We start from the raw sequence: 14,244 nt of genomic DNA on the forward strand, positions 1-14,244 counted from the left end.
TCATGCAGAAGAGATGTCGCTGGCTTCAACATGGCGGCTCAACTCCAATCCATGGGTTTGGCCAGAACCAGCGTCAGCACCGTCACGATGGCTGACACGGCTAGCAGAGCAAAGAGAACACTGCCCACCGTGGCACCTAGCGTGCGCCCGTTTTCCAGCCGGGTAATCAACCAGCCCAGCCCACCATGGGCAGCCACCATCCCCATGACCGCAAACAACTTGAAGACTAGCCAGCCTCCCGTTTGATGATGCAACAAGAACAACACAGTCCCGGTAACGATGGCGACCAAGGCGGCGGGCGTGGCGGTTGAAATGAAGAAAAAGCGCGGCATCAATGGAGCGTTCTGGGCAAAGCCCGCATCTGGGCGGGCTCGCGATGACTGGATGGTGAGGGCGGGAAGATACAGCAACGAGCCGCACCAAATCACTAATGCAATGATATGCAGTAGTTTAAGCCAAGGCATTACAGCATCCTTGCATCGACAAACCCATAAACCGCTCTCAGCAAAAGGTGATTCTTTTACCTTAGCAGGTTGCCGCCGACTGACCAGTCCACCTATTGAATCGCCACTTCATAGCCGGTGTACTTGCGCAGGTTGATCACGCCGCTATCCAGCATCAGATATTGCCCTTTGATGCCCATCAGCGTACCGCTCACCAGCGGTTGTTTATCGAGATTATGCGATACGACTTTTTGAGGAAATGTGTGTACCGGGTAAGTGAAATGCTGCACGGGACCGTTCAATCGGCGCAGAGCGCCTTCGCCGAACTGCTCACTCAGATCGCTCAAACCGCTCTCCAAGCCGATCAACAAGCGGTCGCGTTCTTCTTGCAAATCGAGGGGAGGCACCTGCCCTTTCAGCATGGCGCGCCAGTTGGTCCGATCGGCCACCTGTTCCTTGAACAACATTTCCACCTGCCCCGACTGCAAACGTGTATCCACTTCAAGGATCGGCAATGCCTGGATAGCGCCCTGATCCATCCAGCGGGTAGGCACTTGGGTGTTGCGCGTGATACCCACCTTGAGGCCCGAGGAATTGGCCAGATATACTACATGCGGTTGAAAGCAGTGCTTTTCGCCCCACTGCGGCTCCCGGCAGGTGCCTTGGAAGAAATGGCAGGTTTCGGGTTTGACGATACAGGTGTCGCACTGGGCCAAACGCTTGAAACAAGGGTAACAATGGCCCTGAGCAAAACTTTTGCGTGTCGCGCGTCCGCAATGGGTGCAGGCGATCGCGCCGGTCCACTGAATAGACAGGGGTGAGCCGATACGCTCATTAAGTGAAAGCTCGTGCTCGCCAGCGCGCAAGGTATAACTCACTTCCCCTTGCGCGCTCACCTGAGCAGCCATCTTCGTTAAACAGCCGCGAACTCCTTCAGCCACGACCGACATCCTGTCCCAGACCGGTCATTTCCGGCGAAACATCCGCACCGCTTGCGGCGGCGCCACAGGTGCGATGTTCCAGATAGCCAACGCGCTGATCTTCCGGAACGTTGTTTTCCGCCTCGAAGCGCATCACCGCTTCCAGGCAAAGTTCGGTCTGTTCGGGCGTCAAACGGCGGCCATCCGGCCATTTGCGCAGGGCGACCGATTGTTTCAGGCTTTCATAGATCGCCGGGGTCATCTGGCTGATCATTTTATCGAATGTCATGTCGCTCATGGCGGGCTCCTGAGATCAAGATTTCAAACGTCGTGAAGAATAATACCAGCCGCTGGCCAGGCCCACGATCAATCCGCCTAAATGCGCCTCGTTGGCGACATTTCCGAAGCCGATGGCACCGGCCATGTCGGTCATGGTGAAAACCATCCAACCGAGCATGAACACCACCAGCATCTGGGGAACGAAGAATCCGCTTTGGGGTGCCCGCTGCGACATCAGCCATACATGTCCCAGGAGGGCATACACCACCCCGGACATGCCGCCAAACAGTACCGTGCCGGTGACATACTGAGCCAGGTTAGCGCCGATGCCCGCGACAACCAACAGCAGCAACATCATGCGGCTACCTTGCAATAACTCTATCTGACGACCGAAGTACCACACCCACATCAGATTGAAAATCAGGTGCATCCAGCCGAAATGCAAGAATGCCGGTGACAACAGCCGCCATACCTGGCCCGAGCCCAGCATTTCGCTCAAGGAACCGAACGCCAGCTGGCCATTGGCAATACCCACCGGCACGATGGTCAAGCTGACGATCAACAGGTCGCCGAAAAGACCTGTCAGGGCAAACACCAGCAAGCTTATCGCTATTATGGAAGCCGTCACCGGCACTCGGCGTAATATGGGCCAGACCGCTTGTGTGGAGTGCCTTTTGCGGCGCTGAGGCAGTTCCAGAGACGCCCCGCTTTGCCAGCGCTGTACAAGGCTTCGTAACTCATCATATTGCGTGGGGTCGGCCACCCAGATCAGCTGTCCATCGGCTTCCTGAGTAATACGATGGCCGATGCGCCGTTTCCACAACGCTTGGCGCAAGGTGCGAGTATCCGCATCATGAGGCAGAAGCATCACAGGATGCATAGTGTCTCCATTCAATGCCGTTAGACGGCGTTTATCCCTGATTTGACTGTATGGTGGCTTACCGGCCCCACAAATGACAGACACGAAAAAAAACCGGCGGAGGGAACCGCCGGGATCTAAGCAAGGGATCATTCAAGGGAACACTTACTCTGATTGTGTCTCATTGGGTAAGTTCCACCTGTCGATAAAAAATTCATGCGATAAAAAAGTCATTCGAAGTCGATTTCCCAGGGTCGCGGCTGGTCATTTATTTCCTGAGGAACAGGAATCCAGACGAAATGATCGGCATTCAAGCGTTGCTCGCCACTCCAGCGATAGGCTACCAGACGCCCGTATTTGACCGCACTATAATCCAGACAGGCAATATTGGCGCTAGGCAAGGCGGGAATGCCTTCGCACCAATAATGGCCGATGAAAAGCGGTGGCTTATCAGGCCCATAATAACTCAGGCGCGCCACTTCGCTGGGCGACAAGGGACGCTGTTCGAGATCGCCCGGCAAGTTGTCCGGCTGAAACACCACATCCCCCAACGTTTGCGGCTGCCTGGCCCAGAAATGCGCTCGAAAACTGCGCCGGGTAAAGCCGTCACCAGAATGAATATGAACGCCTTCCGGCAAGGGAATCGAAGTGCCCCGGGTAAGCCGGTCCAGAATGTGGTATGCCTGTGTATCCGGGTCGGTGGATTCCACCAGAAACTCCGGCGTCATGCGGGCGTCGGGCAAGCGCTGGTAGAGTTGCTCGATCAACGCCTCGTCCCAGCAGGCATGCACCACCCGAAGGCCGTCCAGTTCCAGGCATAGCGGCATTTGCATGAACCAGGCCAGGTTGTCTTCCCATTCACTGGGGTAGTCGCGGTACTGCGTCAAGGTTTCCTGGATAATCCGGTTATGCCGAGGGCTATGCTCACGCAACCAGCGCTGTCCACTGCCAACCGGTGCCGGATGGTAATAGGCCAGGGCGTTGTATTCGTGGTTGCCCATGACGATATGGGCTTCGCCCTCTTCCACCATGCGCCGAGCGATGTTGACCGCCAGCCGGATGCGCGGCCCGCGATCGATCAGATCTCCCAGAAAGATCACTTTACGCCTTGGGTGACGGTAGACGCCGTTGCGCTGGTGATAGCCGAGCTTTTCGAGCAGCGCCGCCAGGGTGGCACCGCAGCCGTGAACGTCGCCGATCAAGTCATAGCCTTGCATATCAGTCCCCCAGGCGATGACCCCAGCCCAGCTTGCTGCGCAGGACTTCATAATAATTATGCCCAATGGGATGCACCATCTGGACCCGCTGCGGCTTGCGCCGTATCACCAGGACATCGTCGGGCTTGGCCACGGCACGGGTCTGGCCGTCACAGCTGACATGGGGGTAGGTCTGGTTGGTTTCCCCGATATGTATCCGAATTTCACTGGCCGCATCTATCACGATGGGGCGGCTGGACAACGTGTGCGGGAACATGGGCACCAACGTCACTACATCCAGCTTGGGATGCATGATGGGGCCGCCCCCAGACAGCGCATAGGCCGTGGAGCCGGTGGGCGTGGCGATGATCAAGCCATCGCTGCGCTGGCTGTAAACGAAATGGCCGTCGATGAACAGTTCGAACTCGATCATCCGCACGGCTTTTCCAGGATGAACCACCACCTCGTTCAAGGCCTCACCGTTACCCACAGCAACGCCGTTACGGTAAAGCTCCGCCTCGAGCAGAAAGCGCTCTTCGAGTTCATAGCGCCCTGCGAGCACCTCGCCCACGCGGGTTTCCAGCTCATCGGGAGAAATATCGGTCAGAAATCCCAGCCGACCACGGTTGACGCCGAGCATCAAGGTACCGGTGTGACATAGCGTACGCGCCGCCCCCAGAAAGCTACCGTCACCGCCGACCACAATCACCAGATCACACAGCTGGCCGAGCATGCGTCGGCTGGCTTCCGGCTGGCCATGGTCGGGGATCACGGTTGCGGTGCGATCCTCGACGATCACCTTGTAGTCTTGCTGCACAAGGAAATTCACCAGGCGGTTGAGCGAATCGACCACCTTGGTGCTGCCCAGGCGCCCGATCAAGCCGATGGTGGCAAAAGGACGTGCGGCACCATGGGTGGATGAACCTGAAACCGGTGTTTTGTTTACGTTTTCGGTCATGCGCGGCTCTCTCGCGAATCAGCGGTCATTATGCGCACAGCCGAGGCGACGAGCAAACACGCCCGGCGCCTCATCATCTCACTGTCTCAGCGTCTCATTGCCTGAAAGGCTCAGGCCGGGCTGGTGGCTCTGCGCTGTAACCACCAATGATTGAGCCACAACGAAGCCGCCATGATCAAAGCCCCGAGCAGCAAGCGCCCCAGCTCAGCCTCGCGGTTCCAGATCAGCAGGTTGACGACCAGCCCGGCGGGAATCAAGGCATTGTTCATGACCGCCAGGGTTCCCGCATCCACCTTGGTAGCTCCCCGGTTCCAGGCAAAGTAGCCCACCCCGGACGCCGCCAGCCCAAGCCAGACCAATACCGACCACTGCACGGCGGTGGTCGGCAAGGCCGTGCTATTGCCCAATAACAGGAAGGCCGGTACCGCGACCATCAACGCCCCGATGAAAAACCAGCCGAAGACGTTATGCCAGGGCAACGACGCCGGTAAATCAGAAGCCAATCGGCGATAGCCGACCTGCCCCAGGGCGAAGCACAGATTGGCCCCTTGTACCACGAGGAACCCCAACCAAAAGCCACTATCGATGCCATCGTAACGAATCACACCGGCGCCGATGACCGCCAATAGTGCGGTAACCAGATACATCGGGGTGAAGCGCCCGAACAGCATGTCGTCGAGCAAGGCGATATAGATTGGCGTGAAGATGGTGAACAGCAGCACCTCGGGTACTGAGAGCAGCAGAAATGACTGATAGAAAAAGATATACATCACGCCCAGCTGAAGTGCCCCGAGTGCCATCAGTGCTAGCCGCTGCCTGCCACGCAGCAGGCTAGGCCGCAGGAACGGCAGGAACACCAATGTCGCTAGACTGATGCGTAACAGCACCGCAAAATAGCTATCCACCTGCCCGGCGAGATACACCCCGATCAAGGAGAACGAAAACGCCCACAGCAGTGTAACGCCGACCAGATACCCCATTGGTAAACCTCATTGGTAGAAATAGTTTACCGGGATTATACGCACTGCGGCGGGCTTGCCAAGGGCGTTTATTGACAGTCTGTTTACTGCCCTGAATTCATGGAAAACGGCGACGCAACCAGACCAACGCCAATATGACGCCCGGCAACCAACCGGCCAGGGTCAACAGCACCCCCAACGCAATACGCCGCCCCCCGGCGCCAGAAAGCGCCAAGGCCAAGGGCGGCAATAACACGGCCAGGAAATAATAGGCTATTTTCAGCGCTGGCATTGCGGGGGATGATGGCGGCTCAGTGGCGGGAGGAGCCTCCACCCTTTTTGCCTTGGGGGTAAAATATTCGACCCCACTGCCACTTGCCTCGGATTTGCCTGCTTCGGGGCTGTTTGCTTCAGGCTTGGCTTGCCCGGAAGCATGCTCAGCGGCCTGGCGATGCGCTTGCTTGTCGATTTTCTGTTCCAGGCTTTCAGAGCCTTCGGCCAGATCCTCATGATGCCGCTCCCATTCTTCCCAGTCATGCGGCGTGCCGACCTTGGGCCGCTCGTGCCCGGCACCCCGAGCACGTTCCCAGGCCTTTTCTTCCAGGGTATTGGGCTTGTCTGGATCGCGATCCAGAGGCACCCCTTTTCGATTCAGATATTCTCTCGCATCCATTGGCCACTCCGATTCTTATGAGGTGAGCGATTAAGACAAACACCCTATCATTCACAAACGACCACGTATCCGGCATAAAAATTCAATACCGATCATTACCGGCATACAAAGCCAGGAGTCTGGTCCCGCAAACCAATCGCTGACCAACACCACCGGAGCCAACCATGCGACTCTCTAGATTCTCCCTAACACCCTTACTGCGCTGGCTGTTTGTTCCCTGGCTGGCCGTGGTGATCAGCCCAGTGAGCGGCAGTGATGACCTGCACTTCTCCCCCTACCACATGGAGCGCTGGCCTACCCGCAGCTTTGAGGGTGAAACCGAATATCGCGTGGTCGACAAGGATGGTCAATCCGTCTTGCAGGCGCGCGCCAACCAGCAGGCCTCCGCGCTTTACCTTGAGCGCGAGATCGACCTGACACAGACGCCCTACCTCAAGTGGTGCTGGCAGGTGGATCGCATTTATCCCGGCCTGAACGAAAGAACCAAAGCCGGCGACGACTACCCGGCGCGGGTTTACGTCGCCCACAAGACAGGCATCCTGCCCTGGCAGGTGCAGTCGGTGAACTATGTGTGGTCTTCGACGCAGGCAGCCAGTACGGCATGGCCCAACGCCTTTACCCAACGCGCCCAGCTGTTGGCGCTGCAAGGCGGTGACCAACAGGTTGGCGAGTGGGTCGCGGAGGTACGCAACGTACGGGAAGACTACCAGCGCCTGTTCGGCGAACGCCATGACCATATCGATGGCGTGGCGCTGATGAGTGACGGCGACAACGCTGGCGGCAATGCCACTGCCTGGTTCAGCGGACTCACCTTCTCCGCCAGCCCCACCCCGCCGGAATGCCCGTCTTCATGACGTTGCCCACCCAAGCCGATTCTTAACCGCGAGATAGTTACACCGGCATCACCCGCCGCCCGTGAATGGCTTATGCTGATCGAAGCCAAAGGCGGCATGTTGAATGAGGCGGTGGTTAGGGAGGTGATGCGGGTGAGTGGCTGGAAGCCTGATCAGGAATCATATTAACGTTGAAGCTGAGCCGCGGCGAAGGCATCCGCTCCAGCTAGCGCCTGGTTAGCCAATCCCAAAGTTGGCACGGAGGCCTGTCGCCCCATCTGAGAGCAGCAGCCACGCTAGCGCTCCAGTGTTGACTATGGTCGTCGTCCAGAAGACGAACTGGAACGGCTGCTTCCTCGTTTTATGGCGAAACACGCGCTGCGCGACCAAAGCACCTGGCCACCCCCCGATTAGGTCAGTGAGATGAAGGGTCGTCTCCGCAGTACGCCACGCCCCCCGCCTCGCCGCCGACTTGTCCAACGCGTACATGATGAAGGATACGGCGCTTATCAAAGCGTAGAAGCCAACGACCGTCAAAGGCGCGATTCCGGCAAGCACGGAGTAGAATAACGCGGCAAAGAAAGCGGCCAACAAACCGAGCGCTGGCTAACGGGGTGAAGCGTGATATGGGGCGTATCCTGCATCATTAGGTTCCCTGCGGCATTTTTGCTCTAGTACATCCAGCTTACCAGCCAGTTTAGATTAAGCCCATCTCCTGTAGCCACATTTTAGCCTGCGGGGAAATGCTCACCTAGCCTGTACTGCTTAGATAGATTGCCCACAAAAAAATGCCCCGGCAGGCAACCGAAGCGTTTTAGCGTTTTCTACTGCCCGAAGCCGATGCCCAGTCGCAGCGCCTGGAGGCCATCGAGCTCGACACTTATCTCATCGAAAAACAGCGGGTGTCCCTGCACCGTCAAATTCAGTGCCGCCTGAGAGCCGCGGTAACTGACGGTCGCCGAGATATTCGCGGATGTGTTGAGGGGTGCCAGTAGCCCATACTCGACGTTATCAACGCTGACCGAGGTGAGGCCACGATCATCCAGCTGTTGCTGAACTTCCTGTTCGACGGCAACGCCGTAATAGAAGTACAGGCCGGCATAGCCAAGCGCCAGCAGTACGATCAGTGAGAAGAGCTTTCCCATTGTTTCCCCTAGGGGTTGCAGAATCCTTGATGGTTGCTGCCTGCGGTCAATATGCGTTCAACACGGCCTGACCGTCTGTTAAGCGTGCGACACGCAGGCAGCCGCAAGCGCTGATAATGCCTGCGGCGATCAGGACGCACAAGCAATCAAAAATGAACATTTTTACCAATTAGCGCGTAAAGCTTCGCCCAATCGGGCGGAGATACAAACGCGCACCGCGCAGTGGTGCTGTATTGATATTGCCCTTAACCCCTGATATTTTTTCCAGTATGACAAAACGTGCCTACAAAGAACGTCTCTACCCCACACCAGAACAGGCTGTGCTGTTGGCACAGTCGTTCGGGTGTACACGTTTTGTCTGGAACAATAGCCTGGCGTATCGCACCGAGGCGTATCAGCAGCACGGCGAGTCGGTGTCGTCTTCCGCAGCGGAAAAGCGCCTGGTGGACTTGAAAGCCGAGTTTCCGTGGCTCAAGGAAGTATCGAGCGTCATCCTGCAACAAACCCTGCGTGACCAGAAAACCGCCTTCGACAACTTCTTCAACTCCAAACTTCGGGCGCGCTATCCGCGCTTCAAGCGCAAGGATGGGCGGCAGTCGATCCGCTTGACCAAGGCGGCCTTTCGCTATCGTGATGGCGAGATCATTATCGCCAAGTCCAAGGTGTCGTTGCCGATCCGCTGGAGTAGGCCGCTACCCAGTGCGCCCTCCAGTATCACGATTTCGCAAGACCCTGCGGGCCGCTATTTCATCAGTTGCCTATGTGAGTTTGTCCCGGATGCCCTCCCGATCACGCCGAAGATGACCGGCATCGACCTGGGGCTCACTGACCTGTTCATCACCAGCGATGGCGCGAAATCCGGCAACCCGCGCCACTTGAAACGCTACGAAGCCAAGCTGGCCTACCTTCAGCGCCAGATGGCCAAGAAACAGAAAGGCTCAAAGAATCGCGCTAAACTTCGCCGGAAAGTGGCGACGCTCCATGCCAAGATCGCGGACTGCCGCCGCGATGCGACCCATAAAGCGACCCGCATGCTGATTAACGAAAACCAAGTGCTGTGTGTCGAGTCGCTGAATATCACTGGCATGGTGAAAAACCGATCGCGAGCCAAAGCCATCGGTGATGCCGGCTGGGGCAAATTTGTCCGCCAGCTTGAGTACAAGGCCACCTGGGCCGGTCGACAAGTGGTGAAAGTGAGCCAGTGGTTCCCCAGCAGCAAGCTGTGTCATGGCTGTGGCCACAAGGTTGAAAAGCTGCCGCTGTCGCAGCGCCACTGGCACTGCGACAGCTGTGGCCAGGTGATCGACCGCGACATCAATGCGGCGAAGAATATTCTAACCGCCGGACTGGCGGGGCTCGCCTGTGGAGCGACTGGAGCGGGGGCAGCGGCCTAGCCGTTGTCTAGTGAAGGCGTGTCGAAGCAGGAAGGTTCTCGGGGTGACCCAAGAACCCTCGCCTAAAGCGCGAAGCGCGGCAGGTGGGGAGTGTCAGCAATGAGCAGCCTGGCTGCGTACATTTATTGCTATCGCTATTTGGTAACTTTGCCCTGCGCTTACGAAAGATAGCGCGAATCTGCTTGCCTCGTAAATTTCATCGCAAAACGCCTCGCATCTACATACCTTGTTCACTTGAACAAAAAATATTCAGTAAACAGCGGAAACACGGTTTTTATTAATCTGGATGTGCCTGCTAACCCTACCTACGGCACGCCCTGACGCTTTCGGCCAGTTCGCTCACCAGGCCATGTATCCGTTCAACGGCGTCGTCGGGGGTGCTGGCGTACTCTATGCAGTCTACCAGCGCGGAGCCGACCACCACCGCATCGCTGAACCGGCCAATGGTGGCGGCCTGTTCGGTGGTGCGAATACCAAAGCCCACCGCAATGGGCAGCTGGGTATGTTCGCGCAGTTGGCTAACCGAGTTTTCCAACCGTTCGGGTGTGGGTGCGCTGCCGCCGGTAACGCCCGCCACGGATACGTAGTAGATAAACCCGGAGGCGTTGCTGAGCACTTTGGGTAGACGTTTGGCATCGGTGGTGGGGGTGGCCAGGCGGATAAAATCAATGCCATGCTGGGCTGCTGGCTGGCAGAGTTCTTCATCGTGCTCGGGAGGTAGGTCAACCACAATCAGCCCATCTACCCCGGCACGGGCGGCATTCGCCAGAAAGCGATCAACGCCGTAGCAGAAAATGGGGTTGTAGTAGCCCATCAGCACAATCGGTGTGGTGCTGTTCTGCTCGCGGAAGCTGCGCACCATTTCCAGCGTTTTGGCTTGGGTTTGGCCGTTTTCCAAGGCGCGCAGCGCGGCTTTTTGAATGGCGGGGCCATCAGCCATGGGGTCGCTGAAGGGCATGCCGAGTTCGATGATATCCACTCCTGCTGCTGGCAGCCCGTGCAGCAGGCGGCGCGAGGTGGCGGCGTCCGGGTCGCCTGCAGTCAAGTAGCTAACCAGCGCTGGACGGTTTTCTTTCTTGAGCGCGGCAAAGCAGTGTTCAAGACGGGAAGCATCGTTCATGGGAATCTCCTGGGTCGCGCTCATGCGTTCTTCATCCCGAATTTATCACCGAGATGGTGGGCCACGCTCATCATGTCTTTGTCGCCACGCCCGCTTAGGTTGACCACCATTAAGTGCTCGCGGGGAAGCGTGGGGGCACGCTTGGCGACTTCGGCCAGGGCGTGGGCGGTTTCCAGGGCGGGAATAATGCCTTCCTGGCGGCAGCAGATCTGGAACGCTTCCAGCGCTTCGTCATCGGTGGCGGACACATACTCAACCCGCCCCTGTTCGTGCAGCCATGCGTGTTCCGGCCCGATACCGGGGTAATCCAGCCCCGCTGAAATCGAGTGAGCGTCGGCAATCTGGCCATCTTCATTTTGCAGCAGGTAGGTGCGGTTGCCGTGCAGTACTCCTGGCGTGCCGCCGTTCAGGCTGGCCGCATGCAAGCCGCTTTTTACGCCTTTGCCGCCCGCTTCGACGCCAATCATTTTTACCGAAGGGTCTTTCAGGAACGGGTGAAACAACCCCAGGGCATTCGAGCCACCGCCCACGCAGGCCACCAGCGAGTCGGGCAGGCGACCCTGTTTTTCGAGCATCTGGGTGCGAGTTTCGTGACCGATCACTGCCTGGAAGTCGCGCACCATGGCGGGATACGGGTGTGGCCCGGCCACGGTGCCAATGATGTAGAAGGTGTCATCAACGTTGGTGACCCAGTCGCGCAGCGCTTCGTTCATGGCATCTTTTAGTGTGCCGGTGCCGGAGGTTACTGGAATAATCTCCGCGCCCAGCAGCTTCATGCGGAACACGTTGGTCTGCTGGCGTTCGATGTCCGTCGTGCCCATGTAGATCACGCAGGGCAGGCCAAAACGTGCCGCCACCGTGGCGGTGGCCACACCGTGCATGCCAGCACCGGTCTCGGCGATAATGCGCTTTTTACCCATTTGCTTGGCCAGCAGCACCTGGCCGATGCAGTTATTGATCTTGTGCGCGCCGGTGTGGTTTAGCTCTTCGCGTTTCAGGTAGATGCTGGCTCCGCCAAAGTGTTCGGTCAGCCGTTCGGCAAAGTAGAGCGGGCTGGGCCGTCCCACATAGTCGCCCTGAAAGTAGGCTAACTGGCGCTGGAATTCGGGGTCGTTTTTGGCGACGGCGTATTCGTCTTGCAGCTCTAGAATCAGCGGCATCAGCGTTTCGGCGACGAAGCGGCCGCCGAAGCTGCCAAATAAACCGTTGGCATCGGGTAGGTTCACAGGTTGGTTCATCACGACCTCTGGGTGCGTTCTGGATTGTGATGAAGGTAGCGCAGGCAGGCGGTGATAAAAATCGATAAGATGGCAGCAACATGTGAGCTGGAGTCACCAATTGATGCAAAACAGCATGCCGCCACTCAGCGCACTGCGCGCCTTTGAAGCCACCGCCCGGCTGGGCAGCGTTACCGCTGCTGCCCGTGAGCTAAGCGTGACCCACGGTGCAGTCAGCCGCCAGCTGCGCAGCCTGGATGACCATTTTGGCGTGGCGCTTTTCGCCAAAGCGGGGCGTGGGCTGGTGCTTACCCACCATGGTGAACGATTACAAAGCGGCGTAGGCGAGGCATTTACCCGCCTGCGGGATAGTTGTGCAGCGCTCAAGCATGAGGTGGAGGAAGCGCCCTTCATCCTGGCCTGTCCTGGCAGCCTGCTGGCGCGCTGGCTGATTCCCCGCTTGGACCGGCTTCACCGCGAGCTGCCCCAGCTGAAGCTGAAAGTGGTGGTAAGCGAAAGCGAGCTTCCCGGCAAGCAGGCGGATGCCAGCGCCACCCTGGCGTTTTCCGCACCACCCTGGCCTGCCAATGTGGAGGTTGTCTCGCTAATTCCAGAGCAGATTTGCGCAGTGATAAGCCCCCAGCTGGCCGCTCAATGCGACCCAGCCAAGCCAGAATCGCTGTTTGCCAACAAGCTTTTAGTCACCGCCTCACGCCCACAGGCCTGGCCCCAGTGGGCCAACACCCAAGGGCTTGATATGGCGCAGCTTGAGCAGGCGCTAAGCGATGGCCAAGGGTTTGATCATCTCTACTATCTGATGGAAGCGGCGGTAGCGGGATTGGGTGTGGCAATTGCGCCCAAATTGCTGGTGGAAGATGACCTGAACAGCGGGCGGCTTGTTGCGCCCTGGGGAAGTATCGAGACCGCCGCCCGGCTGTGCCTGTGGCTACCTGGAAAAGCCAGTAGTCGCCGCAGTGAGCCGCTAACAGAGTGGCTTAAGAGGGAATTGGGGGATAGGGCTTCCCCCTCTCCGAAAGAGAAGATAAAGGCCGGGCCAGCATCAAGCAAGCAAGATGAACGCTTTATTCAACCAGCGTCCGGGCAGCTTCCAGATAGTCCGCCCCGTTGGTAGCCACGCGCTCCTGGTCAAGCATTTCCGACCCTAGGTGCACCTCTTCCAGAGACACCGCCATGCTCTCCCCTTCCTCGGCAATTTTCTGTAGGGCATTCTCCAGGGTGTAAGTCAGCATGTGAAGCTCGCCCATCTGCTCGCTGGATAGCTCCTCAGAGGCTAGCAGTTCCTCCAGCTGTTGATTGCCCTCGGAGAAGTTGGCAACCGCTTCTTCCAGCGTCTCGGCCTGCTTGCCCTCAAAATGCTCGGCACGATCATGTTCATCCTCATGATCATGCGCCATGGCCACACCGCTACTTATCAGACCTGCCAGCATCAAAAACGCAATATGTTTCATGAAACGCTCCTTTTGGTTGATATGATGCGCATTAACGAATGCGAATTAATTTCAATTAAGCAACATACCATTCAGAAATGCAAATAAGAAGCATTCTTTACAGCCTCTCCTCTACTATCAAACGATGGATACAGGCTCTGAGTGCAGCATTGCTTAATGGGCTGCTGACGAAGCTCGCCAATTCCGACCTACCGGCATGCGCTGTTAGTGAAACGACTTCGTGGCCCAGGCGCATCGCCCCTGACCCTGCCCTCCCCAACGAGAAGAGCCAGCGCAATGCGCTGGCTCTTCTCGTTATGTCATGTTGCTCTGGCTCGCCTTGAGCCAAGCACAACCTCTTCCACTAGATATAAAAGTGGTTCAGCAAGTGGGCCTTGCGTCGACGATAAGTGGATTCGGTCATCCGCTCGAACAGCCGAGAGGCGGATTCGCCCATTCGCTTGATCAGGGAGGCCTCAGGGGCGGTGATGGGCATGCTGCGTGAAAGCGTCTGGATAGTCATGGGATTAGAATCGTCATATCGTGAGTATGCTAACAGTATACCCGCCCATAAGACTTTAGTCCAAGCCATTCACCTTTAGTCGCTTTAACTCGACTCGACCGATGCGATTGGGGGGTGACCATTATTCCAGCAGCTGTTAAAGAATGCCGACTTCGTCTGGGGCTTTCGTAGCGCCTCACCGGTTTACTATGATCGCATGGTGGCTGCCGGCCTGGATATCGCCATCGTCCGGCCACCAGCAGCTCGCATCCCACACCGGGCATCCGCTTTCTGCACC

At 57.7% G+C, this 14,244-nt stretch carries 17 protein-coding genes; 3 read left to right on the plus strand and 14 right to left on the minus strand.

The genetic code is table 11. The features are described from left to right. Window positions 1-38: 38 nt before the first annotated feature. From GPM19_RS14095 to GPM19_RS14130, 8 genes are all read right to left on the minus strand, one after another. On the minus strand, window positions 39-464 hold the full coding sequence (locus GPM19_RS14095) for a CopD family protein (protein ID WP_160419656.1): 426 nt from the start codon (window positions 462-464) through the stop codon (window positions 39-41). A gap of 92 nt (window positions 465-556) precedes the next feature. Then, entirely contained in the window at window positions 557-1,393 is an 837-nt protein-coding gene (locus GPM19_RS14100; protein WP_160419657.1) for a DUF2797 domain-containing protein, read from the minus strand. After that, window positions 1,377-1,661 (minus strand): YeaC family protein, encoded by a 285-nt coding sequence (locus GPM19_RS14105; protein WP_160419658.1) that lies wholly within the window; start codon window positions 1,659-1,661, stop codon window positions 1,377-1,379. The genes GPM19_RS14100 and GPM19_RS14105 overlap by 17 nt, the downstream gene beginning before the upstream one ends. Window positions 1,662-1,676: 15 nt before the next feature. Further along, window positions 1,677-2,522, minus strand: a complete 846-nt coding sequence (locus GPM19_RS14110; protein WP_160419659.1) for a rhomboid family intramembrane serine protease — start codon at window positions 2,520-2,522, stop codon at window positions 1,677-1,679. A gap of 209 nt (window positions 2,523-2,731) precedes the next feature. Next, the gene (locus GPM19_RS14115; RefSeq protein WP_160419660.1) at window positions 2,732-3,718 is read right to left on the minus strand and encodes a metallophosphoesterase; all 987 of its coding nucleotides are present in this window, start codon (window positions 3,716-3,718) and stop codon (window positions 2,732-2,734) included. Window position 3,719: 1 nt separating this feature from the next. Further along, window positions 3,720-4,655, minus strand: coding sequence for an NAD(+) kinase (locus tag GPM19_RS14120; RefSeq protein WP_160419661.1), 936 nt, complete (start codon window positions 4,653-4,655; stop codon window positions 3,720-3,722). Between the two features lie 110 nt (window positions 4,656-4,765). Further along, complete coding sequence (locus GPM19_RS14125; protein ID WP_160419662.1) at window positions 4,766-5,635, minus strand: carboxylate/amino acid/amine transporter; 870 nt, start codon at window positions 5,633-5,635, stop codon at window positions 4,766-4,768. Window positions 5,636-5,732: 97 nt separating this feature from the next. Beyond that, entirely contained in the window at window positions 5,733-6,287 is a 555-nt protein-coding gene (locus GPM19_RS14130) for a YqaE/Pmp3 family membrane protein (RefSeq protein WP_160419663.1), read from the minus strand. A gap of 164 nt (window positions 6,288-6,451) precedes the next feature. Here GPM19_RS14130 and GPM19_RS14135 point away from each other — a divergent pair, with 164 nt between their 5' ends. Further along, the gene (locus GPM19_RS14135) at window positions 6,452-7,141 is read left to right on the plus strand and encodes a DUF3047 domain-containing protein (protein WP_160419664.1); all 690 of its coding nucleotides are present in this window, start codon (window positions 6,452-6,454) and stop codon (window positions 7,139-7,141) included. A 216-nt stretch (window positions 7,142-7,357) separates the two neighbouring features. On the opposite strand, the gene GPM19_RS14140 is transcribed toward GPM19_RS14135, so the two are convergent. Both GPM19_RS14140 and GPM19_RS14145 read right to left on the minus strand, forming a co-directional pair. Beyond that, window positions 7,358-7,678: a DUF1294 domain-containing protein gene (locus tag GPM19_RS14140; RefSeq protein ID WP_319928138.1), complete on the minus strand. Its 321-nt coding sequence runs from the start codon at window positions 7,676-7,678 to the stop codon at window positions 7,358-7,360. 266 nt (window positions 7,679-7,944) lie between these two features. Beyond that, window positions 7,945-8,265 carry a hypothetical protein gene (locus tag GPM19_RS14145; RefSeq protein WP_160419666.1) on the minus strand — a complete coding sequence of 107 codons (321 nt, stop codon included), beginning with the start codon at window positions 8,263-8,265 and terminating at the stop codon, window positions 7,945-7,947. Window positions 8,266-8,534: 269 nt separating this feature from the next. Here GPM19_RS14145 and GPM19_RS14150 point away from each other — a divergent pair, with 269 nt between their 5' ends. Further along, window positions 8,535-9,659 carry an RNA-guided endonuclease InsQ/TnpB family protein gene (locus GPM19_RS14150; protein WP_160419667.1) on the plus strand — a complete coding sequence of 375 codons (1,125 nt, stop codon included), beginning with the start codon at window positions 8,535-8,537 and terminating at the stop codon, window positions 9,657-9,659. Window positions 9,660-9,960: 301 nt separating this feature from the next. On the opposite strand, the gene trpA is transcribed toward GPM19_RS14150, so the two are convergent. Beyond that, entirely contained in the window at window positions 9,961-10,779 is an 819-nt protein-coding gene (trpA, locus tag GPM19_RS14155) for a tryptophan synthase subunit alpha (protein WP_160419668.1), read from the minus strand. 20 nt (window positions 10,780-10,799) lie between these two features. Continuing rightward, the gene (gene trpB, locus GPM19_RS14160) at window positions 10,800-12,017 is read right to left on the minus strand and encodes a tryptophan synthase subunit beta (RefSeq protein ID WP_160419669.1); all 1,218 of its coding nucleotides are present in this window, start codon (window positions 12,015-12,017) and stop codon (window positions 10,800-10,802) included. A 103-nt stretch (window positions 12,018-12,120) separates the two neighbouring features. On the opposite strand from trpB, the gene GPM19_RS14165 reads away from it, so the two are divergent. Continuing rightward, entirely contained in the window at window positions 12,121-13,128 is a 1,008-nt protein-coding gene (locus tag GPM19_RS14165) for a LysR family transcriptional regulator (protein ID WP_160419670.1), read from the plus strand. Here the strand turns inward: GPM19_RS14165 and GPM19_RS14170 are convergent. Next, on the minus strand, window positions 13,079-13,465 hold the full coding sequence (locus tag GPM19_RS14170) for a DUF6746 family protein (protein WP_160419671.1): 387 nt from the start codon (window positions 13,463-13,465) through the stop codon (window positions 13,079-13,081). The two genes, GPM19_RS14165 and GPM19_RS14170, sit on opposite strands and share 50 nt — an antisense overlap. A 343-nt stretch (window positions 13,466-13,808) precedes the next feature. Beyond that, window positions 13,809-13,967 carry a hypothetical protein gene (locus GPM19_RS14175; RefSeq protein WP_160419672.1) on the minus strand — a complete coding sequence of 53 codons (159 nt, stop codon included), beginning with the start codon at window positions 13,965-13,967 and terminating at the stop codon, window positions 13,809-13,811. Window positions 13,968-14,244: the final 277 nt, after the last annotated feature.

The sequence above is a fragment of the Vreelandella zhuhanensis genome (assembly GCF_009793355.1).
GTDB classification, from domain to species: Bacteria; Pseudomonadota; Gammaproteobacteria; order Pseudomonadales; family Halomonadaceae; genus Vreelandella; species Vreelandella zhuhanensis.